We start from the raw sequence: 23,566 nt of genomic DNA on the forward strand, positions 1-23,566 counted from the left end.
CGGAGCAAGGCCGAAATTGCATCCGGTGTGCTCGTCTAATCTGGCTAAGATGCACTTCGAGGGCTTTTATCGGCCAGGGATTGTTCAGGACCGGAGCGTTTATGCGGCTCGCCTTGGGGGCATTACTGTTGATGAGCTGGAGTTCGGCGGGCGCCGAAGCGCCGCTGCGCTTCGTGTTGCCCGACAGTTGGGCAATGCCGATGGTCCAACTGGAACGCGGCCGCCCGACCCAGGGTATTTTGCATGACCACAGCTATAACTACCCGACCCGGCTTTATGTGGGTGCGGAGCCCTCCGCTGGCGAGGCGAACAAACGATAGGCTGTGGGAGCAAGCCCGCTCCCACATTTTGATCTTCTTAGGCCTGATAAATAGGTTCAGGCTGTCTGCTGCTGTACCCGCCATTGCAGCGGCGCAACATACCCTTGTACCCAGGCCGACACTTCCTCCGGCGGCATCGGTCGTGCGATGCAATGGCCCTGGGCAACGTCGCAGCCCAGCCGCATCAGCAATTCACCCTGCTCGATACTGTCCAGCCCCTCGGCGACCACTTGCCGCCCGAACGCCCGGGCCAGGCCGATGACTGCGGTGGTCAATGCCAGGTCATCTCGATCATGAAGAATGTCGCGGACAAAGGACTTATCGATATTGATGGTCTGGGTCCGCAATCGCTTGAGGTAACTCAGCGACGAATATCCGGTACCGAAATCCCCCAGTGAAAACCGCACGCCCAACGCCTGGCAAGCCTGCAGACAGGCACTGACATGTTGAATATTCTCGACCGCCACCGATTCGACAATTTCCAGGTCGAGCATCTGCGGTGCAACCTGGGCATGCCGGGCGAGCATCTCACCGAGCCGGTCGACGAAATCCGCCCGCTGAAAATGACGCGCCGCGATATTGATGCTCACCGGCCAGCCCTGCCCCGCCTGCTGCCAGCGGTGCAGCTGTGAAAGCACTTGATCCATGACCCATTCACCAATATCGATGATCAGGTCCGTCTCCTCGACCAACGGCAGAAAATTCCGAGAGGGCACCATGCCATCCTGAGGGTGTTCCCAGCGCAACACGGCCTGGAAACCGACGACCTCGCCGCGACGCATGCTCACCCGAGGCTGGAAGTGCAAACGCAATTCTCCCGCCAGCAGCCCCTGACGCACTCGCTCGATGGTCTGGTGCGTGACCTTGACTTCCCGATCCCGGTACACGTCGTATAGATGAAAACGATTGCGCCCACCCTGCTTGGCCAGGTACATCGCCTGATCGGCATGACGCAGCAGGGTTTCGGCATCTTCGTTGTCGTGGGGGAACAGCGTGACGCCAATGCTGGCAAACACATTGAGCTCTTTGCCAAGCAGCGTATACGGCGCCGAAATCGCGCCCAACACCCGGTTCAGTGCCGCGCGCATCTCCGGCAGATCACGCACGTAACGCAGCACCAGCACAAACTCGTCACCCGCCAGCCTGGCCACCACGTCTTCGCCGCGCACGATGCTGCGCAGTCGCTTGGCCACTTCCACCAGCAACAGGTCGCCACTGGCATGCCCGTAGCCATCGTTGACCGCCTTGAAGCCGTCGAGATCGACCATGCACACCGCCAGCGGGATGTTTTCCTGGCGCGAGAACTCGAGGGCCTGATCCAGCAAATCCGAGAGAAACGCGCGATTGGGCAGTCCGGTCAGCACATCGTGACCCACCCGCCATTGCAAGGAATGCAGCAGTTGACGTTTTTCGCTGATGTCGAAACGAATCGACAGGTAACGATCAACCTTTCCAGTAGCGTCATCGAGTACCGGCACCATGGTGCTTTCGACCCAATACAGGCTGCCGTCCTTTGCCCGATTGCAAATCTCGCCTTTCCAGACGCTGCCCAGCGCGATGGTACGCCACAGGCCAGCGAAGAATTCAGCCGAGTGCAGGCCCGAGTTGAGCAAACGATGGTTCTGCCCCAGCAGTTCCTCGCGGCTATAACCGGACACCGCACAGAACTGATCGTTGACGTAGGTGATCCGGCCGCTCAGGTCCGTCTCGGAAAAAATAGCGGCTGCATCCACCGCCCTGCGGTATTTCTCATCCATGAGTCAGGCTCGTTGTGGCTAGCGGTGGCACCGCTCGACCAGTGCAGGATGCCCGGAAGAGATGTTTTGTGATGGATTGCGCAGAAACACGTGGTCACTCCATGAACAGCGTTTGATGGCCCCGGACAGCCGAAGATCACCTAATCTGAAAGGCCGTGCGAAAGGACAAAAAAGACCAATTCAGCTAGCATTTCTACAAGGTTCAAGCGCGGCTTTGGGTCTGCCTGCTTGCCCTGAATGAGAACGCATGCTGGCTTTTTAGCATCGCGCCCGCGTTCAACAACAGGTCATCGAAAGTCTTTTCGGATCGGCAATTCTACGAAATGCATCACATTTTGCAAGATAAGGTGATGGATCATGCGGTTGTCATGAACCAAATCTATCGTTAAGTTCTTGATTCCAAATGGGAATTAAGCGATGCACATTTCAAGTTTGGGTCCAGCCATCCGGCGTTACCGCAAGGTCGCGGGGCTTACTCAGGCTGAACTCGGCGAAAAAACCGGTTTTGACCCCAAAACCATCAGTCGCTTCGAAACCGGCACCTATACCCCCAGCGTGGACGCCCTGTTCCTGCTTTCCGAGGTGCTGGGAGTGAAGCTGAAAGCCTTTTTTGCCGATCCGGGCGATGAAGATGAACAGCGGGCGTACCTGTTTGGCGTCATTCATAAAGCCAGCCCAAAGGAACTGGGAAAGCTGATTGCGGCGGTCGATCAGGCCTTGTCCAAGCCTTAGTGCCAGGAATGGAAAAAGGAGGCCGACTTGTTGGTTCGACAGGTCGGCCTCCTTTTTCAGGTATGACTTCAACAACCGGAAACGACAAAAGATCCGCCTGGACGATATCCATGGCAGAGCAACAGGAAAGTAGTTTTAAGCAGATAACGCGAGAGGGATTCGCGGCCCGTTAAGGTGGTAACCCCACCAGCCACACCCCGGCACACAATGTTCCCGCTGTGGCTGCTTCCTTCCGGATCTGACCAGGTTCACGGGTAATCGTTGCGGGGGGACCGATGGGGTCACCATAACGACACTCACCAGTTGGCGAGCCGCGCCATTGTACCTATCTGAGACGAAGTTACAACCGTTCGGCCAGATTAAAAAAAATGAGTCGGCTCAAGGACATGCAGTGAGCTTTAAAAAGATCGCAGCCTCGCTTCGCGGGGCGGCTCCTACAGGGAGCGGTATGCATCCGAAGGTTGCGATCGCCTGATCTATTGCGCCAACACCTCATCCGCCCTGCCCCCCTCCTGCTGGATCACCAGGTGGATGAAGTGCAGCTTGGCGATCACCGCCGGTGGCAGGACGAACGGATAGAAATCCGGCTGACCCATGCTGCGCGACAGTTCGTTGAGCATGCCGGCCAGTTCGATCCAGGCGTTGACGAAGGACAGGAACGCCGCGCCTCCGGGATGCTGCGGGTCGTAGAGGGTGCTGGAGGGAAAGGGCTGGTAGTCGAAGTCCAGTTCCCGGGCGCTCATGCCGAACCCCAATGCGGTGTCCACGGCGTCCATCATGTGCAGATAGTGCGCCCAGGTTTCGGCCCAGTCTTCCCACGGGTGCATGCTCGCGTAGGCGCTGACGTACTGTTGTTGCCAGGCGAGCGGCGCGCCTTGTTGATAGTGTTGTTCGAGGGCCTCGGCGTAGCTGGCGCGTTCGTCGCCGAACAGGCCGCGGAACGGTTCCAGCCAATGACTGTTGGCGATCAGCCGGTCCCAGTAGTAATGCCCGACCTCGTGACGAAAGTGCCCGAGCAGCGTGCGATACGGTTCGTGCATCTGCACCCGGACCTGTTCGCGATGGGCGTCGTCGGCTTCCTTGATGTCGAGGGTGATCAGGCCGTTGGCGTGGCCGGTGGTCGGGGGTTGGCCTTCGAGGTCGACGCCGATGAAGTCAAAGGCCAGGCCGCGCGCTTCATCCTGGTTTTTTGCAATCACCTGCAAGCCAAGGCTGACCAACTGCGCGACCAGGCGCCGCTTGGCGGTTTCGACCTTGCGCCAGCGTTCGGGGTTTTCGGCAATCGACAGGTCGGGAATGGTGTGGTTCAGGCTGCAGGCGATGCACAGCGCGTCATGGTCGTTGGCGGGGAGCAGCCAGTTGCAGGCAGCCGGGGAGTCGAGATTGGCGCAGCGGCGGAAGATACCCGCCTCGGGATCGGCGTCGAGCAGCCAGGTGTCTGCGTGCACGCCGGGCTGCAGCGAGGACAGGCGGCCCTGCTCGGGTTGATAACCCAGGGCCGCCGAACAGGCCAGGCACTGGCTGTTGCGGAAGAACAGCGACTGCCCGCACCGGCACTGCCAGACTTTGCTGTTGCGCGAGCTCTCGGCCATGAACGGCGCGGCGATGCGTGAGCTGAGCTGTTCGAAGAAGCGGTACATGGCGATCTCTCCCTGGGACTGGCCAAGACTAGATCATGAATGGGTATCGATCGTTCCCGATTTTTGTGAGAGGGCTGATATTGCTTTCGCTGGCAAGCCAGCTCCTACAGGGGGTTGGCGTTGACCACAATTCATCTGTACACCGGTGATCCCTGTAGGAGCTGGCTTGCCAGCGAATGGCATCACACGGAAATACCATGCTTGCCCAGGAACACGACAAACGCTTCTTCATCCAGCACCTTCAACCCCAGCTCATTGGCCTTGGTCAACTTGGAACCGGCACCCGGCCCGGCGACCACGCAGTGGGTCTTGGCCGACACCGAGCCCGCCACCTTGGCACCCAGGCTTTCGAGTTTGTCCTTGGCCACCTCGCGGCTCATCAGCTCCAGCGAACCGGTCAACACCCAGGTCTGCCCGGCCAGCGGCAAGCCTTCGACGACTTTTTTCTCGCTCTGCCAGTGCATGCCGAAATCGCTCAGCTGCTTTTCGGCGGCCTCAGCGAGCTGGCGATTAGCCGCCTGCGCGAAAAACTCCCGAACCGCATTCGCCTGCTTCTCCGGCAATGCCTGACGCATGTCCAGCCAGTCGGCGTTCATCACCGCCTCCAGCGAACCGAACTTGTCAGCCAGCTTCTGCGCCCCGCCCGGGCCTACCGAGGGAATGTGCAGCTTGTCGAGGAAGCCGCCGAGGGTGGTGCTGGCGGAAAATTCGGCGCCCAGCTCGCCCTGGTCCTGGATCTGCAGGCCGTGCTTGAGCAGTTCCTTGATCACCTGCTGGTTGTGCGCATCTTCGAAGAAGCTGTGGATCTCGTGCGCCACTTCCAGGCCGACATCCGGCAAGTAGGTGAGCACTTGCGGCAAGGCCTGCTGGACCCGCTCCAGCGAGCCGAGGGAGCGTGCCAGCACCTTGGCGGTCTCTTCGCCGACGTCGGGAATCCCCAAGGCGTAGATGAAGCGCGCCAGGCTTGGTTGCTTGCTGTCTTCGATCGCACTGAGCAGTTTTTTGCTCGACAGTTCGGCAAACCCTTCCAGGTCGACAATATCGTCGAACTTCAAGGCATACAGATCGGCCGGCGAACTCACCAGGCCTTCGTCCACCAGTTGCTCGACGCTCTTGTCGCCCAGGCCTTCGATGTCCATGGCGCGACGGGAGACGAAGTGAATGATCGCCTGCTTGAGTTGCGCGCCGCAGGCCAGCCGACCGACGCAGCGGTACACCGCGCCTTCGCTGATGGTCTCGCGCCCCTTGCTGCGCTTGACCAGTTGCGTGCGCTCGACATGGGAGCCGCACACCGGGCACTGCTCGGGAATCTGCACCGGCCGCGCGTTATCCGGGCGGCGCTCGGTGATCACTTGCACCACCTGCGGAATCACGTCGCCGGCACGCCGGATGATCACCGTGTCGCCGATCATCAAGCCCAGGCGCGCGACCTCGTCCATGTTGTGCAAGGTCGCATTGGCGACGGTGACGCCGGCCACCTTGACCGGTTTCAAGCGCGCCACCGGCGTCACCGCGCCAGTGCGGCCCACCTGGAACTCCACATCGAGCAACTCGGTGAGTTCTTCCATGGCCGGGAATTTGTGCGCGATGGCCCAGCGCGGTTCGCGCGCGCGAAAACCCAGTTCACGCTGGGAGGCAATGCTGTTGACCTTGAACACCACGCCGTCGATTTCATAAGTCAGCGCATTACGGCGCTCACCGATGTCGCGGTAGTAATCCAGGCATTCATCGATGCCGTACGCCAGTTTCAGTTCATGGCTGATCGGCAGGCCCCAGGCCTGGAGCTGCTTGAGATTGCCAATGTGCGTGTCGGCAATATCCGCTGAGATCTGGCCGATGCCGTAGCAGCAGAATTCCAGAGGACGGTTGGCAGTGATCTTCGAATCCAGCTGGCGCAAGCTGCCCGCCGCCGCGTTGCGCGGATTGGCAAAGGTCTTGCCGCCGACTTCCAGCTGCGTGGCGTTGAGCCGCTCGAAACCGGCCTTGGACATGAAAACTTCACCGCGCACCTCCAGGGTCGCCGGCCAGCCGCTGCCGTGCAGTTTGAGCGGGATGTTGCGTACCGTGCGCACATTGACGCTGATGTCTTCACCGGTGGTGCCATCGCCGCGGGTCGCGCCGCGCACCAGCACGCCATCCTGATACAACAGACTGACCGCCAGGCCGTCGAGCTTGGGTTCACAACTGTATTCCACCGCGGCGGCGCTGCCGAACAAGTCGCCGCTCGGCAGATCCAGGCCTTCGGTGACCCGGCGATCGAACTCGCGCATGTCGGTTTCTTCGAAGGCGTTGCCGAGGCTGAGCATCGGCACTTCGTGGCGCACCTGGGTGAACGCCGACAGCGCCGCGCTGCCGACGCGCTGGGTCGGCGAATCGCTGGTGATCAATTCGGGGTTGGCCGCTTCGAGGGCCTTGAGCTCGTGGAACAACCGATCGTATTCGGCGTCCGGAATGCTCGGCTCGTCCAGCACGTGGTAGCGATAGTTGTGCTGATCCAGCTCAGCGCGCAGCTCTAGAATGCGTTTGTTGGCGGCGGTCATGGGTGTTCTCTCATAAAGCAAAAGAGCAGCCGAGGCTGCTCAATCTGTTGAAGCGGCGGAGATTCATTGTAGGAGCCAGGCTTGCCGGCGAAGGCGTACGTGAGATCGCCTTCGCCGGCAAGCCGGCTCCTACAGATCAGCGCTTCTGGGTCAAGGCGCGGCGTTCGAATTCGACGATGCGCTGACGGTAATGCTCGATCGTCTGGGCAGTCAACACGCTGCGCTGGTCGTCTTTCAGTTCGCCGTTCAGTTCCTGGGACAGCTTGCGCGCCGCCGCCACCATCACGTCGAAGGCTTGCTTGGGATGACGCGGGCCCGGCAGGCCGAGGAAGAAGCTCACCGCCGGCGTGCTGAAGTGATCGATGTCGTCCAGGTCGAAAACGCCGGGCTTGACCGCGTTGGCCATCGAGAACAGGACTTCGCCGTTGCCGGCCATGCTTTCGTGGCGGTGGAAAATATCCATTTCGCCGAAGCGCAGGCCGCTTTCCAGAATATTCTGCAACAGCGCCGGGCCCTTGAAGCCGGCAGCGTCGCGGCAGATCACACTGATCACCAGCACTTCTTCGGCTTGCGGCTGCTCCCTGTCGCTGGTCGAGGCCGAGGCCTTGGTGTCGTCAGGGTAATCGTCGTCACGGCTGCTGAAGCTCGGACCGCCTTCCAGGTCCAGGTTGAGGTCACCCTGGGATGGCTCGCCGCGCTTGCCGCGCTTGGCGCCTGATTCGCGCTGTTCACGGGCCGGCATGCTCACCGACGGCAGATCGTGCTCGTCCAGGTGCGGTTCCTTATGGGTATCCAACACCCGGGGCGGGCCCAACAGCTCGGCACTGGTGTCCTCGTCAGGCAAATTGGACAAATTCCGGTCAAGACGGAATTTCAGTTTCCCCTTGCCGCCGCGCATGCGCCGCCAGCCGTCGAAAAGAATCCCGGCAATGACAATAATGCCGATGAGGATCAGCCACTCGCGCAGACCGATTTCCATGTAATCCCGTGCCTCTATAAAAAATGCTGAAAAATAAGGGGTTTACAGCTGGTAAACCGCTTTAAAACGTGGCGCCAACTCTATGTTCTGACAGGCGTTTTGCCCACGCATACGATAAATTGACATTAAACTAGCACGACCAAAGGCAACTTTACACCGTCTGTCTCGTGGCTTGCGCGAATATGTCGACTGGCCAGCAACCAGCGTCCGGTAATTCGTCCCGCTTCTGACGAATACCTGGGCTGCGTTGTCCTGCAAGCCCGCGACTCAGGCCTCGACCATCGCCATCGCCTCCTCGACATCCACCGCCACCAGCCGCGAACAACCCGGCTCGTGCATCGTCACCCCCATCAGTTGATCGGCCATTTCCATGGCGATCTTGTTGTGGGTGATGTAGATGAATTGCACCGTCTGCGACATCTCCTTTACCAGCCGTGCGTAGCGTCCAACGTTAGCGTCATCCAGTGGCGCGTCAACCTCGTCGAGCATGCAGAACGGCGCCGGATTCAACTTGAAGATGGCAAATACCAGGGCCAATGCGGTCAGGGCTTTTTCGCCACCGGAGAGCAAATGGATGGTGCTGTTCTTCTTTCCTGGCGGCCGCGCCATGATCGTTACCCCTGTATCGAGTAGATCTTCGCCCGTCAGTTCCAAATACGCGCTGCCGCCACCGAAAACTTTTGGGAAAAGGGCCTGAATACCGGCATTGATCTGATCAAAGGTATCCTTGAAGCGGTTTCGGGTTTCCTTGTCGATCTTGCGAATCACATTCTCGAGGGTGTCCAGCGCTTCCACCAGATCGTCGTTCTGCGCATCCAGATACCGTTTGCGCTCGGATTGTTGCTGGTATTCGTCGATGGCCGCCAGGTTGATCGCGCCCAGGCGCTGGATCCGCGCCGCGATGCGCTCGAGTTCCTCCTCGGCGTCTTTCTCGTTGGCCCCGGCCACCAGGGTGGCAAGCACGCCGTGCAGGTCGTAGCCGTCCTCGTGCAACTGATCTTCGAGGGCCTTGCGGCGCACGGTCAGGGCTTGCCATTCCATGCGCTGTTGCTCGAGCTGGCCGCGGATCAATTGCGATTGCTGCTCGGCCTGGTTACGTCGTTTTTCCGCTTCGCGCAATTGGCGATCGGCATCTTCCAGGGCGATCTGCGCAGTCTTGAGTTCTTCGTCGACGGTCACGCGCTTGTCGAGCAATTCTTCGAGCTTGAGGCGCAACTCTTCCAGCGGTGCCTCACCCTCCTCCAGATTGAGGCTCAGCTGTTCGCGTTTTTCGGTCAGGCGCTCGGCCTGCATTTCCAGCCGTTCCAGCGCCTGGCGCGTGGAATCGTGCTGGGCCTTGAGCGAACCCAGGCGCACCGCCAGTTGATGCGCGTGATCCTTGTGCTGCCGGGCTTCCTGGCGCACCCGATCGAGGCGCTCGCGCAGGCTGTCGCGCTGGGCCAGCAGCAACTCACGCTGCTCGGTATCGAGCGCCATGCTGTCGAGGGCGTCCTGCAATTGCAGGCGTGCTTCGCCGATATTTTCGTGCTCCAGCGCGCGTTGCTCGCCGAGCTCGACCAGCTCTTCGTCCAGACGGGTACGACGCAATGTCAGCTGCTCGACCTTGGCTTTACCGGCCGACAACTGGGCTTTCAATTCGCCCTGCTGGCGGGCTTCGTCCTGCAGCAGACGGCGCAGATGCTCGCGACCGTTTTCCTGCTGGCGTTGCTGGGCCCGCAGGTTCTGCAGGCGGGTTTCCAGGGTTTCCACCGTGGCTTCGCGTACTTCGCGCTCAAGGCCCAGGCGCTGGATTTCCTGGCCACGGGCCAGCACCCCACTTTCCGCTTCGCTGGCCCTACGCACGCGCAAGAAGTGCGGGCCGACCCAGTAGCCGTCGCGGCTGATCAGGCTTTGGCCGGCGGTCAATTGACTGCGCAGGGCCAGGGCTTGTTCGAGAGTTTCAATCGGTTTGACTTGCCCCAACCAGGGCGACAGATCGATCTGCGCCTCGACCTTGTCGAGCAGGCTGCCGGCGATGCGCACGCCATCGCTGGCGGGGCTGAGCAAGCGCAGATCGCCCTGGGCAAACCCGGCCAGGTCGAAAGCGGCAAAATCGTCCACCAGCACCGCTTGCAGATCGGCGCCGAGCGCGGTCTCCACCGCCAGCTCCCAACCGGCTTGCACCTTCAGGCCTTCGGCCAGGCGCGGGCGATCCGCCAGGTGCTGTTCGCGCAGCCATTCGGCGGTGCCGGTGCCGGGATCGAGCGCGGCTTGCTGCAAGGCTTCCAGGGAAGCGAGGCGCCCGTTGAGGCGCTGCAAATCACCCTGGGCCTGCTGCTGCGCCGACAGCGCTTGCTGCAGTTCCTGACGCAGTTGCTCCAGGCGTTCGACCTGGGCTTCTTCGCTGGCCTGCAAGTCTTCCAGGGTCGCTTCACTCGCGGCCAACTGCTCGCCGAGCTCGAGAATCGCCGCGTCTTCCGGATCCGCCGAGAGCAAGGCGCGCTCTTCGCCAAGGCGCTTCTGTCGATCGGCCAGGCGCTCCATGCTGGTTTCCAGCTGCTGGATCCGCGACTGCTGGACTTCCGCCTGCCGCCGGGGTTCGGCCGCCGTGAGGTTGAAGGTGTCCCACTGCTCCTGCCAGCCGTGCATGGTGGTTTCGGACTCTTCCAGCGCGGCGGCAGCCTCTTCGGCGGCGGCGCTGGTGACTTCCTGTTCCGGGGTGAGCATGTCCAGCTCTTCGCCCAGGGTCAGCAGCAACGTGCGGTCGTGGCCCAGATGAGATTCGGTTTCGAGGCGCGCGCGCTCGGCTTCCTTCAAGTCATCCTGCAACTGACGCAAGCGCTGTTGTCCGTGCTGGATACTCTGCTCGACCCGGGCGATGTCGCCGCCGACCGAATAGAAGCGCCCCTGCACCAGATTGAAGCGTTCGGACAGGTCGTGGTGCCCGTCACGCAGGCGCTCGATCGCCGCATCGGCATTGCGCTGCTCGGCCACCAGGGCTTCGAAAGTGATTTCCTGGGTGCCGATGATCGCTTCACGCTGGCCGACCTGTTCGTTCAATGCCTGCCAGCGCAGGGCCGACAACTGGGCCTTGAGCTGCCGCTCCTCGCCTTTGTATTCCTGATACTTCTTCGCCGCCTCGGCCTGGCGGTGCAGCCGTTCGAGCTGACGTTCGAGCTCTTCGCGCAGGTCGGTCAGGCGGGCGAGGTTTTCGTGGGTGCGGCGGATGCGGTTTTCGGTCTCGCGTCGGCGCTCCTTGTACTTGGAGATGCCGGCCGCTTCTTCGATGAAATTGCGCAGGTCTTCGGGCTTGGCTTCGATAAGCTTGGAGATCATCCCCTGCTCGATGATCGAATAGCTGCGCGGGCCGAGGCCGGTACCGAGAAAGATGTCGGTAATGTCACGACGGCGGCACTTGCTGCCGTTGAGGAAGTAGCTGTTCTGGCTGTCCCGGGTGACTTTGCGGCGAATCGAAATTTCGGCGTAGGCCGCGTATTCGCCGATCAAGGTGCCATCGGAGTTGTCGAACACCAGCTCGATGCTCGCCTGGCTCACCGGTTTGCGGCTGGTGGAGCCGTTGAAGATGACGTCGGTCATCGACTCGCCGCGCAAGTTCTTGGCCGAGCTCTCGCCCATCACCCAACGGACGGCGTCGATGATGTTCGACTTGCCGCACCCGTTGGGCCCGACCACCGCCGCCATGTTACTGGGGAAGTTCACCGTGGTCGGGTCGACGAAGGATTTGAACCCCGCCAGCTTGATGCACTTGAGCCGCACGCTTAAGCGTCCGTCAGGGCGGAAACCACCAGATCGCAGCTGCGCTGGGCGTAGGCCGTCAGCACCTCGCGGATCTGCGGAAAGTCACGGGCCAGCACGGCGGCGAGCAGGCGCTCGAACAGTTCGAGGAACTCGCTCATCGACGCCTTGCGCTGGTCCAGGGCGAGAAAATACGCACGGCTCATGGCCGGCTGCAGGTTCTCGACGGTTTCCTGCAAGTACGGGTTATTGGCAAACGGGTACGCGGCGCGCATCACGTTGAAGCTGTCATCGACGAAGGTGCGGATGTCCTGGCGTTCGTAGCTGGCGGTCAGGCGCTGCTGGATTTGCACGAACGGCGCCATGTCGGCCTGGACTTGCCAGCCGCTGGCTACGGCGTTGCCGAGCAGGATGTACAACTCGCTCATCAGCGTGCACAGGCTCTGCACCTTGTGCACGGTGAGTTCGGTGACGTGGGCGCCCCGTCGCGGCAGGATCGCGACCAGGTGGCGCCGCTCGAGGATCAGCAAGGCTTCGCGAACCGAACCGCGGCTGACATTGAGGGCCAGCGTGACCTTCTGTTCCTGGATGCGCTCTCCGGGCTTCATTTCGCCGCGAATGATGCGTTCGGCGAGGTGGTGAGCGATTTGCTCGGCGAGGCTGTCCGGCGCCTTGAACGTCATGGTTGTCCTTCAAACTCTTCGATTTGCACAAGCGGCGCAGTGTAGCGCAATTGATCCGTCAGGGCGGAGTGCCCGTCCGGTGGTTTTTGGCACGATTCAAGCAAAAAGCAGGCTGGCGAACGAGGGTCAATAATGAAGATAACCGGTCGTTGATCGACATTTGATAATTTTCTGACCTTTAAGTCAGAAAATCATTGACCGAAAAGTCAGACCTGCTAAATTCGGTTCATGTCGGTTAACAACAATAATGAGTCTGCGAGGCCTTCCGTGATCCAGTTTTTACTTAACCAGGAACTCCGTAGCGAGCACGCCCTGGACCCGAACCTGACCGTGCTCAATTATCTGCGCGACCATGTGGGCAAACCCGGCACCAAAGAAGGCTGCGCCAGCGGTGACTGTGGCGCCTGCACCGTGGTGGTTGGCGAACTGCAGACCGATGACGACGGCCGCGAGCACATTCGCTACCGCAGCCTCAATTCATGCCTGACCTTTGTTTCGTCGCTGCATGGCAAACAACTGATCAGCGTTGAAGACCTCAAGCACCAGGGCGAACTGCACAGCGTGCAGAAAGCCATGGTCGAGTGCCACGGCTCGCAGTGCGGCTTCTGCACCCCGGGCTTCGTCATGTCGCTGTTCGCCCTGCAAAAGAACAGCGACGCGCCCGACGCCCACAAGGCTCACGAAGCGTTGGCGGGCAACCTGTGCCGCTGCACCGGTTACCGGCCGATTCTGCAAGCCGCCGAACAGTCCTGCTGCGGCCAGCAGACTGACCAGTTCGATGCCCGTGAAGCCGACACCATCGCCCGCTTGAAAGCCATCGCGCCTACCGACATCGGCGAGCTCAACAGTGGCGACAAGCGTTGCCTGGTGCCGCTGACCGTGGCCGACCTGGCCGACCTCTACGACGCTTATCCACAAGCGCGTCTGCTGGCCGGCGGTACCGACCTGGCGCTGGAAGTCACGCAGTTCCATCGTGCCCTGCCGGTGATGATCTACGTCGGCAACGTCGCCGAGATGAAGCGCATCGAAGTGTTCGACGATCGCCTGGAAATCGGCGCCGCCACCGCCCTCTCCGATTGCTATGACGCCTTGAAGACCGAGTACCCGGACTTCGGCGAACTGCTGCAGCGTTTCGCCTCGTTGCAGATCCGCAACCAGGGCACCCTCGGCGGCAACATCGGCAACGCTTCGCCGATTGGTGACTCGCCACCGCTGCTGATTGCCCTGGGTGCGCAGATCGTTTTGTGCAAGGGCGAGACCCGCCGCACCCTGGCGCTGGAAGATTACTTTATCGATTACCGCGTGACGGCGCGCCAGGAAAGCGAGTTCATCGAGAAGATCATCGTGCCCCGCGCCAGCGTCGAACAACTGTTCCGTGCTTATAAAGTGTCCAAGCGTCTGGACGATGACATTTCCGCGGTCTGCGCCGCGTTCAACCTGCGCATCGACAACGGCGTGATTGCCGACGCTCGCCTGGCTTTTGGTGGCATGGCGGCCATCCCGAAACGCGCCAGTCACTGCGAAGCCGTGTTGCTCGGCTCACCGTTCAACCACGCCACCGTCGAACGCGCCTGCGCCGCACTGGCCGAAGACTTCACGCCGCTCTCGGACTTCCGCGCCAGCAAGGAATACCGCCTGCTCAGCGCGCAGAACCTGCTGCGCAAATACTTTATCGAACTGCAAACACCGCACATCGAGACTCGGGTGACCGCTTATGTCTAATCATCACGCCGTAGAGAAGACCCAGGCCGAACTGGCTGAACTGTTCGCCAAGGACCTGACCACCGGTGTCGGCCGCAGCGTCAAGCACGACAGCGCCGCCAAGCATGTGTCCGGCGAAGCGCAGTACATCGACGATCGGCTGGAATTCCCCAATCAGCTGCACGTTTACGCACGGTTGTCGGACCGCGCCCACGCGAAAATCATCAGCATCGACACCCAGCCCTGCTACGCCTTCGAAGGCGTGCGCATCGCCATCACCCATAAAGACGTGCCGGGCCTGAAAGACATCGGCCCGTTGCTGCCGGGCGATCCGCTGCTGGCCATCGATGACGTGCAGTTCGTCGGCCAACCGGTGCTCGCCGTCGCGGCGAAAGACCTGGAAACCGCACGCAAAGCCGCGATGGCCGCGATCATCGAATACGAAGATCTCGAACCGGTTCTGGATGTGGTCGAAGCCCTGCGCAAACGCCACTTCGTGCTCGACAGCCACACCCATCAGCGAGGCGATTCGGCATCGGCGCTGGCCAGCGCCGAGCATCGCATTCAAGGCACGCTGCACATCGGCGGCCAGGAACACTTCTACCTCGAAACGCAGATCTCTTCGGTGATGCCGACCGAAGACGGCGGCATGATCGTGTACTGCTCGACCCAGAACCCCACCGAAGTGCAAAAACTCGTCGCCGAAGTACTCGACGTGTCGATGAACAAGATCGTCGTCGACATGCGCCGCATGGGCGGCGGGTTCGGCGGCAAGGAAACCCAGGCGGCCAGCCCGGCGTGCCTGTGCGCGGTGATCGCGCACCTCACCGGCCAGCCGACCAAAATGCGCCTGCCGCGCGTCGAAGACATGCTGATGACCGGCAAGCGTCACCCGTTCTACGTCGAATACGACGTCGGCTTCGACAGCACCGGTCGCCTGCACGGCATCGCCCTGGAACTGGCCGGCAACTGCGGTTGCTCGCCCGATTTGTCGGCGTCGATTGTCGACCGTGCGATGTTCCACGCCGACAACTCGTATTACCTGGGCGATGCGACCATCAACGGTCACCGCTGCAAGACCAACACTGCGTCGAACACCGCTTACCGTGGCTTCGGCGGCCCGCAAGGGATGGTCGCGATCGAAGAAGTGATGGACGCGATTGCCCGCCACCTGGCCCTGGATCCGCTGGCGGTGCGCAAGGCCAACTACTACGGCAAGACCGAGCGCAACGTCACCCACTACTACCAGACCGTCGAGCACAACATGCTCGAGGAAATGACCGCCGAACTGGAACAAAGCAGCCAGTACGCCGAGCGCCGTGAAGCGATCCGTCGCTACAACGCCAACAGCCCGATCCTGAAAAAAGGCCTGGCGCTGACCCCGGTGAAATTCGGGATTTCCTTCACCGCCAGCTTCCTTAACCAGGCCGGCGCCTTGATCCACGTCTACACCGACGGCAGCATCCACCTGAACCATGGCGGCACGGAAATGGGCCAGGGTCTCAACACCAAGGTTGCGCAGGTGGTGGCCGAAGTGTTCCAGGTGGAAATGGACCGCGTGCAGATCACCGCGACCAACACCGACAAGGTGCCGAACACCTCGCCGACCGCCGCGTCCAGTGGTGCCGACCTCAACGGTAAAGCCGCGCAGAACGCCGCTGAAATCATCAAGCAACGCCTGGTTGAATTTGCCGCGCGGCACTACAAGGTCAGCGAAGAAGACGTGGAGTTCCACAACGGTCACGTGCGGGTTCGCGATCACATCCTGACCTTCGAAGCGCTGATCCAGCAGGCGTATTTCGCCCAGGTGTCGCTGTCGAGCACCGGGTTCTACAAGACCCCGAAAATCTACTACGACCGCAGCCAGGCCCGTGGTCGGCCATTCTACTACTACGCCTTTGGCGCGGCCTGTTGCGAGGTGATCGTCGACACCCTGACCGGCGAGTACAAGATGCTGCGCACCGACATCCTCCACGACGTCGGCGACTCGTTGAACCCGGCCATCGACATCGGCCAGGTCGAGGGTGGTTTCATCCAGGGCATGGGCTGGCTGACCATGGAAGAGCTTGTCTGGAATGCCAAGGGCAAGCTGATGACCAACGGTCCGGCGAGCTACAAGATCCCGGCGGTGGCGGACATGCCGCTGGATTTGCGGGTGAAGCTGGTGGAAAACCGCAAGAACCCGGAAGACACGGTGTTTCATTCCAAGGCCGTGGGTGAACCGCCGTTCATGCTGGGGATTGCGTCGTGGTGTGCGATCAAGGACGCCGTGGCGAGCCTGGGCGACTACCGGCATCAACCGAAAATCGACGCGCCGGCGACGCCGGAGCGGGTGTTGTGGGGGTGTGAGCAGATGCGGCAGTTGACGGTGGCGAAGGCTGTCGAGGCTGAGCCGGAGTTGGCTTCGCTCTAAGACCGAGGCGCCTGGATCGCCAGCAAGCCGGCTCCTACAGATCGGTGGTGAATCGCGGTCATGTGAACGACGCGACCCCTGTAGGAGCTGGCTTGCCAGCGAAGAGGCCCGAACAGACAACACTGATGTCGAGGTGAAACATGTACAACTGGATCGACGCCCTCGCCGACCTGCAATCAAAGGGTGAACCCTGCGTGCTGGTGACCATCATCGAAGAGCTCGGCTCGACGCCGCGCAATGCCGGCTCGAAGATGGTCATCAGCGCCACCCAGGCCTTCGACACCATCGGTGGCGGGCATCTGGAATACAAGGCCATGCAGCTCGGCCGCGAGATGCTCGCCAGCGGCAAGCAGGACACTCATCTGGAGCGCTTCAGCCTCGGCGCCAGCCTCGGCCAGTGCTGTGGCGGCGTAACCGTACTGCTGTTCGAACCGATGGGCCAGGTCCAGGCACAGATCGCCGTGTTCGGCGCCGGCCATGTCGGTCGCGCGCTGGTGCCGCTGCTCGCCAGCCTGCCCTGCCGGGTGCGCTGGATCGACTCGCGGGAAGCGGAATTTCCGCAACGGATCCCCCATGGCGTACGCCAGATCGTCAGCGAAGAACCGGTCGATGAAATCGACGACCTGCCCGCCGGCAGCTACTGCATCGTCATGACCCACAACCACCAGCTCGACCTGGAACTCACCGCCGCGATCCTCAAGCGCAACGACTTCGCCTACTTCGGCCTGATCGGTTCGAAGACCAAACGGGTGAAATTCGAACACCGCCTGCGTGAACGAGGCTTCGACAACGCCGTGCTGCAACGCATGCGCTGCCCCATGGGTATCGGCGAAGTCAAAGGCAAGCTGCCTGTGGAAATCGCCATCTCCATCGCCGGTGAAATCATCGCCACCTATAACGCCGATTTCGGCCAGCAGACGGCCAGCGCCGGATCCTCGATTGCCAAGCTGCTGCCTGCATCACGCCGCAGTCAGGCCACGAACCTGAAAGCGTCAAACTGATAAGCCTCATAACTAGAGAATGACCATGCCTCTGACTCGCAAAGCCTACCGCGCCGCCATTCTGCACAGCATCGCCGATCCCGCCGAAGTGGGGATCGAAGCCTCCTACGAGTATTTTGAAGACGGTCTGCTGGTGATTGATAACGGCAAGATCAGCGCCCTGGGTCACGCCAGCGAACTGCTGCCGACCCTGCCGGCCGACATCGAGATCACCCATTACCAGGATGCGCTGATTACCCCAGGCTTTATCGACACCCACATCCACCTGCCGCAAACCGGCATGGTCGGCGCCTACGGCGAGCAACTGCTGGACTGGCTCAACACCTACACCTTCCCCTGCGAAAGCCAGTTCGCCGACAAGGCCCACGCCGATGAAGTCGCGGACATTTTCATCAAGGAACTGCTGCGCAACGGCACCACCACCGCGCTGGTGTTCGGCAGCGTGCACCCGCAATCGGTGAACTCGTTCTTCGAGGCCGCCGAACAGCTGGACCTGCGGATGATCGCCGGCAAGGTGATGATGGATCGCAACGCGCCGGACTACCTGACCGACACCGCCGAATCCAGTTATGTCGAAAGCAAGGCGCTGATCGAGCGCTGGCACGGCAAGGGCCGTCTGCACTACGCGGTCACCCCGCGTTTTGCACCGACCAGCACCCCGGAGCAACTGACCCTGGCCGGGCAGTTACTGGGTGAATACCCGGACCTGTACATGCAGACCCACATCAGCGAAAACCTCAAGGAAGTCGAATGGGTCAAGGAACTGTTCCCGGAGCGCAAGGGCTACCTGGACGTTTACGATCACTACCAGCTGCTGGGTGAGCGCTCGGTGTTCGCCCACGGCGTGCACCTGTGCGACGACGAGTGCGCCCGGCTGGCAGAAACCGGCTCGGCCATCGCCTTCTGCCCGACCTCGAACTTCTTCCTCGGCAGCGGCCTGTTCAACCTGCCCATGGCCGAGAAGCACAAGCTGAATGTCGGCCTGGGGACGGACGTCGGCGGCGGCACCAGTTTCTCGCTGCTGCAAACGTTGAACGAAGCGTACAAGGTCATGCAGATGCAGGGGGCGCGTTTGAGCCCGTTCAAATCGCTCTACCTGGCCACCCTCGGCGGGGCGCGTGCGCTGCGCCTGGAAGACAGGATCGGTACGTTGCTGCCGGGTACCGATGCAGACTTCCTGGTGCTGGACTACAACGCCACGCCGTTGCTGAGCTATCGCTTGAAGCAGGCCACCAACATTGCCGAGACCTTGTTCGTGTTGATGACGCTGGGGGATGACCGGACGGTGTTGCAGACCTATGCGGCGGGGAATCTGGTGCATCAGCGTTAAGTTAATTCGAGCATAAAAAATCCCCCGCAATCGTTGGTTGCGGGGGATTTTTTGTGCTGTAGGAGCAAGCTTGCTCGCGATGGTCGTTAACGATTACGCGTGAAGCCTGACACCCCGTGGCGTCCTCAAGCCCATCGCGAGCAAGCTCGCTCCTACAGTTTGGCCACAGGCCGCCCCGGTTTCTTCGTCTGCAACAAATGCGAGAACACCGCATGCAGGTCATCCGACGCACTTTCCTCGTCAAGGTTGAGCTTGCTGTCGATGTGATTCATGTGATGCATCATCAAATCCACCGCCAGCTCGGCGTTGCGTGCTTCGATGGCGTTGATCAGCTGGGTGTGTTCGTCGTAGGAGCAGTGGGAACGGTTGCCGCTTTCGTACTGGGCGATGATCAGCGAAGTCTGCGACACCAGGCTGCGCTGGAAGCTGATCAAGGGGGCATTCTTCGCCGCTTCGGCCAACTTCAGATGGAACTCGCCCGACAGACGGATACCGGCACCCCGATCGCCACGGGAGAAGCTGTCGCGCTCGTCGTCGACCATCTGGCGCAATTCGGCGATCTCTTCGGCAGTGGCGTGCTGCACGGCCAGTTCAGTGATCGCGCGCTCTACCAGGCGCCGGGCCAGGAACACCTGGCGGGCTTCTTCCACACTCGGGCTGGCGACGACTGCGCCGCGGTTCGGACGCAGCAGCACGACGCCTTCATGGGCCAGGCGCGACAGCGCACGGCGGATGATGGTGCGACTGACCCCGAAAATTTCCCCCAGCGCTTCTTCGCTCAACTTGGTGCCGGGCGCCAGACGCTGTTCGAGGATGGCCTCGAAGATATGCGCGTAGACAATATCGTCCTGGGTACCGCTGCGCCCGGCTTTGCCTGCGCGCGGTTGTTTCTTTAGGGGCTGCAACTGTTCGTTCATGGGCACTCGAGTCGGTAGAACGGCGGCGAATTGACCGTGACTGTAATACGGCACAGTGGGTCACTGGCAAGTATCGCGTAAAAAACACGGCGATTGTACACAATGACCGGTGGCAACACGACTGTACGGCTGTTTGCCGCCTTGGCTGTATTGCAACGGTCCGTTACGTTTGAGTTTAGGCTTGATCGCAGAATCCGTGGTTTTCGCGATCCCCTGAAGGAGCTGGCTTGCCAGCGAAGGCGGCCTTGAGCCTTGCAGCGCCCATGAAGACGCCTTCGCTGGCAAGCCAGCTCCTACAGTTGATCGCGTTGCCCTGGATATTTTCGTACGAATAAGGAACACCGCTGTCATGACCGACGCCACGCACACGCAACTTCGCCCTTTGGCCGACACCTCGCCTTCGGCCATCGTCGCCGGCTTCATCGCGATGATGACCGGCTACACCAGCTCCCTGGTGCTGATGTTCCAGGCCGGGCAAGCGGCGGGCCTGACCAGCGGGCAGATTTCATCGTGGATCTGGGCGATCTCGATCGGCATGGCGGTGTGCTCTATCGGCCTGTCGTTGCGTTATCGCACGCCGATCACCATCGCCTGGTCGACCCCCGGCGCGGCCTTGCTGATTACCAGCCTGGGCGGCGTGAGCTACGGCGAAGCCATCGGCGCCTACATCACCTGCGCGGTACTGGTGACGGTCTGCGGTTTGACCGGCAGCTTCGAGCGCCTGGTGAAAAAGATTCCGGCCTCATTGGCCGCGGCCTTGCTGGCCGGGATTCTGTTCAAGATCGGCAGCGAAATCTTTGTCGCCGCGCAACACCGCACCGCGCTGGTGCTGGGGATGTTCTTCACTTACCTGCTGGTCAAGCGCCTGTCCCCGCGATATGCGGTGCTGGCGGCATTGCTGATCGGCACGGCGCTGTCGGGTTTGATGGGGTTGCTGGATTTCAGCGGTTTCCATCTGGAACTGGCGACGCCGGTCTGGACCACGCCGCACTTCTCCCTGGCCGCGACCATCAGCATCGGCATCCCGCTGTTCGTGGTGGCGATGACGTCGCAGAACATGCCGGGCATCGCCGTATTGCGCGCCGATGGTTACACCGTGCCAGCCTCGCCACTGATCACCACCACCGGCATCGCCTCGTTGCTGCTGGCCCCCTTCGGCTCCCACGGGATCAACCTGGCGGCCATCAGCGCAGCGATCTGCACCGGGCCCCACGCCCATGAGGATCGCCAAAAGCGCTACACGGCAGCCGTCTGGTGCGGGATTTTCTACGGGATCGCCGGGGTATTTGGCGCCACGCTGGCGGCACTGTTTGCCGCATTGCCTAAAGAGCTGGTGCTGTCGATCGCCGCGCTGGCGCTGTTCGGGTCGATCATCAATGGCTTGAGCATTGCCATGAGTGAAGTGAAGGAACGTGAAGCGGCGCTGATTACCTTCATGGTCACGGCATCGGGATTGACGCTGTTTTCCATCGGGTCGGCATTCTGGGGGATTGTGGCGGGGGTGTTGACGCTGGTGATTCTGAATTGGCGTAAAGCCTGATCCTTGTAGGAGCGAGCTTGCTCGCGAAGAACCCGAGGACGACGCGTTCATCCAGACAGCACGCGTTATCGTTAACGTCCATCGCGAGCAAGCTCGCTCCTACAAAAAACACATAAAAAAAACGGCGACCCTTGGGTCGCCGTTTTTCATGACATCAAGCTACCGGATTGATCGGCTTTTCCGGGTACCAGACGTCGATCAGCGGGCTGACAGTCGCTTCGGTCAGTTCGCTGCGGCCCTTGAGCCAGGCTTCAACAGCGGCACGCTGCTCTTCGGACACCGAGCCACGCTTCTGCAGGCAAACCAGACCGAAGTCGTCGCCGCCAACATAGCCCAGGCCGTTGGCTTCCATGGCTTCTTTGAGGAATGCGTCGAGGAAAGCATCAATGGCTTCATCAGCCAAATCTTCTTTGAAATCCAGGTTCAGCTCGAAACCCAGCTCTTGAAATTCATCGACGCACAGTTTTTTGCGCAGACGCTGGGAACGGTTAGTCGCCATTGGAACAATCCTCATAAGTAATAACGGGCGGCACTTTAGCAGTTTAAACCGCCGATTGCCCGTCTCTCGGCGGCGCCACGCCTACCGTCGGTAAAAAATAGCGCAATTGAAGGCCTGGCACGGCACAAGCCGCTACAGCTTGGGGCATAATGCCGACACTTTCATGACCACTGAGGGAATTCATTTTCATGCCCTCGTCTTTTTCCCCTCGCCTGTAGGGTTTTATTGCACATGATCAAGTCTTTGCGCCCATTGTTGCTGGCCGGTTTACTGCTTCCCCTGGCCTTCCCCGTTTCCGCCGCGTCAATCAACACCGGGCTGTCGCCCAACGTCGAAAAGGCCATCAAGGCCAGCAAAATGCCGAACAGCGCCCTGTCGCTGGTGATGATCCCGCTCAACGGCCCTGGCATCCCGACCATTTACAACGCTGACGTCTCGGTCAATCCGGCCTCGACCATGAAGCTGGTCACCACTTACGCGGCCCTGGAAATGCTCGGCCCGAACCATCAGTGGAAAACCGAGTTCTACACCGACGGCACCCTCAGCGGCGGCATCCTCAACGGTAATCTCTACCTCAAGGGCGGCGGCGACCCCAAGCTGAACATGGAAAAACTCTGGCTGCTGATGCGCGACCTGCGCGCCAACGGCGTGACGCAAGTCACCGGCGACCTGGTGCTGGACCGCAACTTCTTCATGCAACCGCAACTGCCCGAGTTCAACGACGACGGCAATGACGACAACAAGCCGTTCCTGGTCAAGCCCGACTCGCTGCTGGTCAACCTCAAGGCCCTGCGATTTGTCGCGCGCAACGACAATGGCCGGGTGTTGGTGTCGGTGGAGCCGCCGATCGCCAGCATTCGCATCGAAAACCAGGTCAAGGCGATCAATTCCAAGCAATGCACCGGGGGCGTTAGGTACAACCCGGTCACCCAGGCCGACGGCAGCGTGACCGTGACTGTCGGCGGCCAGCTGGGCGATGGCTGCAGCTCCCAGACCTACCTGTCGCTGCTCGACCACGCGACCTATACCGCGGGTGCGGTACGGGCGATCTGGAAGGAGTTGGGTGGCAGCATTCAAGGCAAGGATGTGCTGGCGCCAACCCCGAAAACCGCCAAGGTCCTGGCCCGCGCCTTCTCGCCGGACCTGGCGGAAATCATCCGCGACATCAACAAATACAGTAACAACACCATGGCCCAGCAGCTGTTCCTGAGCCTGGGCCAGAAATACCGCACCGACGCCGACGGTGACGACGCCAAGGCCGCCCAGCGTGTGGTACGGCAGTGGCTGGCGAAGAAAGGCATCACCGCGCCGCACCTGGTGATGGAGAACGGCTCCGGCCTGTCCCGTGCAGAACGTGTGAGCGCGCGGGAAATGGCGGCCATGTTGCAAGCCGCATGGCGCAGCCCGTATTCCGCCGAGTTCATCAGCTCGATGCCGATTGCCGGCACCGACGGCACGATGCGCAAACGCCTGAAGACCACCGCAATGCGCGGTGAGGCCCACGTCAAGACCGGCACACTGAACACGGTACGGGCGATCTCCGGCTACAGCCGCGACATCAATGGCAACACCTGGGCGGTGGTGGCGATCCTCAACGACAAGGCACCGTTTGGCGCTTCCTCGGTGCTGGACCAGGTGCTGCTGGACTTGTATCGCCAGCCGAAACTGCCGGAAACGGCTTCGGTGTTGTAACAGACACCACGGATTCCCGGTGTAGGAGCAAGCTTGCTCGCGAAGGCGGTGTGTCAGTCGACATTAATGTTGAATGACACACCGCCT

15 protein-coding genes, 1 other RNA gene and 1 pseudogene are annotated in these 23,566 nt (G+C 61.1%); 8 read left to right on the plus strand and 9 right to left on the minus strand.

The window, feature by feature from the left end; genetic code table 11:
• Positions 1-101 precede the first annotated feature (101 nt).
• Positions 102-290 (plus strand): annotated as a pseudogene (locus ELQ88_RS24490) (amino acid ABC transporter substrate-binding protein); the annotation flags it as partial.
• Between the two features lie 86 nt (positions 291-376).
• On the opposite strand, the gene ELQ88_RS24495 reads toward ELQ88_RS24490, so the two are convergent.
• Complete coding sequence (locus ELQ88_RS24495; protein WP_138968335.1) at positions 377-2,077, minus strand: GGDEF and EAL domain-containing protein; 1,701 nt, start codon at positions 2,075-2,077, stop codon at positions 377-379.
• Positions 2,078-2,494: 417 nt separating this feature from the next.
• Between ELQ88_RS24495 and ELQ88_RS24500 the strand changes: the two genes are divergently transcribed.
• Positions 2,495-2,809 carry a helix-turn-helix transcriptional regulator gene (locus ELQ88_RS24500; protein ID WP_064678859.1) on the plus strand — a complete coding sequence of 105 codons (315 nt, stop codon included), beginning with the start codon at positions 2,495-2,497 and terminating at the stop codon, positions 2,807-2,809.
• 181 nt (positions 2,810-2,990) lie between these two features.
• Here ELQ88_RS24500 and ffs read toward each other — a convergent pair.
• The 6 genes from ffs to ELQ88_RS24530 form a co-directional block, all read right to left on the minus strand.
• Positions 2,991-3,087: signal recognition particle sRNA small type (ffs, locus tag ELQ88_RS24505), an RNA gene on the minus strand.
• A 198-nt stretch (positions 3,088-3,285) separates the two neighbouring features.
• A complete protein-coding gene (locus ELQ88_RS24510; protein ID WP_138968337.1) occupies positions 3,286-4,449 on the minus strand; it encodes a putative zinc-binding metallopeptidase in 1,164 nt (387 codons plus the stop codon).
• Between the two features lie 182 nt (positions 4,450-4,631).
• Positions 4,632-6,989, minus strand: a complete 2,358-nt coding sequence (gene ligA / locus ELQ88_RS24515) for an NAD-dependent DNA ligase LigA (RefSeq protein ID WP_138968339.1) — start codon at positions 6,987-6,989, stop codon at positions 4,632-4,634.
• A 136-nt stretch (positions 6,990-7,125) separates the two neighbouring features.
• A complete protein-coding gene (gene zipA / locus ELQ88_RS24520) occupies positions 7,126-7,968 on the minus strand; it encodes a cell division protein ZipA (protein WP_128869561.1) in 843 nt (280 codons plus the stop codon).
• A gap of 267 nt (positions 7,969-8,235) precedes the next feature.
• Positions 8,236-11,724 (minus strand): chromosome segregation protein SMC, encoded by a 3,489-nt coding sequence (gene smc, locus ELQ88_RS24525; protein ID WP_138968340.1) that lies wholly within the window; start codon positions 11,722-11,724, stop codon positions 8,236-8,238.
• 2 nt (positions 11,725-11,726) lie between these two features.
• Complete coding sequence (locus ELQ88_RS24530) at positions 11,727-12,386, minus strand: GntR family transcriptional regulator (RefSeq protein ID WP_128869560.1); 660 nt, start codon at positions 12,384-12,386, stop codon at positions 11,727-11,729.
• A gap of 267 nt (positions 12,387-12,653) precedes the next feature.
• Between ELQ88_RS24530 and xdhA the strand changes: the two genes are divergently transcribed.
• The 4 genes from xdhA (at position 12,654) to guaD (ending at position 18,831) form a co-directional block, all read left to right on the plus strand.
• Positions 12,654-14,108 (plus strand): xanthine dehydrogenase small subunit, encoded by a 1,455-nt coding sequence (gene xdhA / locus ELQ88_RS24535; RefSeq protein WP_138968342.1) that lies wholly within the window; start codon positions 12,654-12,656, stop codon positions 14,106-14,108.
• Positions 14,101-16,500: a xanthine dehydrogenase molybdopterin binding subunit gene (gene xdhB, locus ELQ88_RS24540; protein ID WP_138968344.1), complete on the plus strand. Its 2,400-nt coding sequence runs from the start codon at positions 14,101-14,103 to the stop codon at positions 16,498-16,500. The genes xdhA and xdhB overlap by 8 nt, the downstream gene beginning before the upstream one ends.
• Positions 16,501-16,640: 140 nt before the next feature.
• Positions 16,641-17,501: a xanthine dehydrogenase accessory protein XdhC gene (gene xdhC, locus ELQ88_RS24545; RefSeq protein WP_138968346.1), complete on the plus strand. Its 861-nt coding sequence runs from the start codon at positions 16,641-16,643 to the stop codon at positions 17,499-17,501.
• A 25-nt stretch (positions 17,502-17,526) separates the two neighbouring features.
• Positions 17,527-18,831: a guanine deaminase gene (gene guaD / locus ELQ88_RS24550; protein WP_138968348.1), complete on the plus strand. Its 1,305-nt coding sequence runs from the start codon at positions 17,527-17,529 to the stop codon at positions 18,829-18,831.
• A gap of 152 nt (positions 18,832-18,983) precedes the next feature.
• Here guaD and ELQ88_RS24555 read toward each other — a convergent pair whose 3' ends face one another.
• The gene (locus tag ELQ88_RS24555) at positions 18,984-19,748 is read right to left on the minus strand and encodes a GntR family transcriptional regulator (RefSeq protein ID WP_138968350.1); all 765 of its coding nucleotides are present in this window, start codon (positions 19,746-19,748) and stop codon (positions 18,984-18,986) included.
• A gap of 349 nt (positions 19,749-20,097) precedes the next feature.
• Here ELQ88_RS24555 and ELQ88_RS24560 point away from each other — a divergent pair, with 349 nt between their 5' ends.
• Positions 20,098-21,288, plus strand: a complete 1,191-nt coding sequence (locus ELQ88_RS24560) for a benzoate/H(+) symporter BenE family transporter (RefSeq protein ID WP_128870624.1) — start codon at positions 20,098-20,100, stop codon at positions 21,286-21,288.
• A gap of 154 nt (positions 21,289-21,442) precedes the next feature.
• Here the strand turns inward: ELQ88_RS24560 and ELQ88_RS24565 are convergent, their stop codons facing one another.
• A complete protein-coding gene (locus ELQ88_RS24565; protein ID WP_007896965.1) occupies positions 21,443-21,787 on the minus strand; it encodes a YggL family protein in 345 nt (114 codons plus the stop codon).
• 231 nt (positions 21,788-22,018) lie between these two features.
• On the opposite strand from ELQ88_RS24565, the gene dacB reads away from it, so the two are divergent.
• Positions 22,019-23,479, plus strand: coding sequence for a D-alanyl-D-alanine carboxypeptidase/D-alanyl-D-alanine-endopeptidase (gene dacB / locus ELQ88_RS24570; protein WP_138968352.1), 1,461 nt, complete (start codon positions 22,019-22,021; stop codon positions 23,477-23,479).
• The last annotated feature ends 87 nt before the right edge of the window (positions 23,480-23,566 follow it).

This window comes from Pseudomonas sp. MPC6 (assembly GCF_006094435.1).
Taxonomy (GTDB): domain Bacteria; phylum Pseudomonadota; class Gammaproteobacteria; order Pseudomonadales; family Pseudomonadaceae; genus Aquipseudomonas.

Coding starts and splice junctions, on each gene's coding strand:
- ELQ88_RS24495 (WP_138968335.1), bottom strand. CDS start 2,077: ATGGATGAGAAATACCGCAGGGCGGTGGATGCAGCCGCTATTTTTTCC.
- ELQ88_RS24500 (WP_064678859.1), top strand. CDS start 2,495: ATGCACATTTCAAGTTTGGGTCCAGCCATCCGGCGTTACCGCAAGGTC.
- ELQ88_RS24510 (WP_138968337.1), bottom strand. CDS start 4,449: ATGTACCGCTTCTTCGAACAGCTCAGCTCACGCATCGCCGCGCCGTTC.
- ligA (WP_138968339.1), bottom strand. CDS start 6,989: ATGACCGCCGCCAACAAACGCATTCTAGAGCTGCGCGCTGAGCTGGAT.
- zipA (WP_128869561.1), bottom strand. CDS start 7,968: ATGGAAATCGGTCTGCGCGAGTGGCTGATCCTCATCGGCATTATTGTC.
- ELQ88_RS24530 (WP_128869560.1), bottom strand. CDS start 12,386: ATGACGTTCAAGGCGCCGGACAGCCTCGCCGAGCAAATCGCTCACCAC.
- xdhB (WP_138968344.1), top strand. CDS start 14,101: ATGTCTAATCATCACGCCGTAGAGAAGACCCAGGCCGAACTGGCTGAA.
- xdhC (WP_138968346.1), top strand. CDS start 16,641: ATGTACAACTGGATCGACGCCCTCGCCGACCTGCAATCAAAGGGTGAA.
- guaD (WP_138968348.1), top strand. CDS start 17,527: ATGCCTCTGACTCGCAAAGCCTACCGCGCCGCCATTCTGCACAGCATC.
- ELQ88_RS24555 (WP_138968350.1), bottom strand. CDS start 19,748: ATGAACGAACAGTTGCAGCCCCTAAAGAAACAACCGCGCGCAGGCAAA.
- ELQ88_RS24560 (WP_128870624.1), top strand. CDS start 20,098: ATGACCGACGCCACGCACACGCAACTTCGCCCTTTGGCCGACACCTCG.
- ELQ88_RS24565 (WP_007896965.1), bottom strand. CDS start 21,787: ATGGCGACTAACCGTTCCCAGCGTCTGCGCAAAAAACTGTGCGTCGAT.
- dacB (WP_138968352.1), top strand. CDS start 22,019: ATGATCAAGTCTTTGCGCCCATTGTTGCTGGCCGGTTTACTGCTTCCC.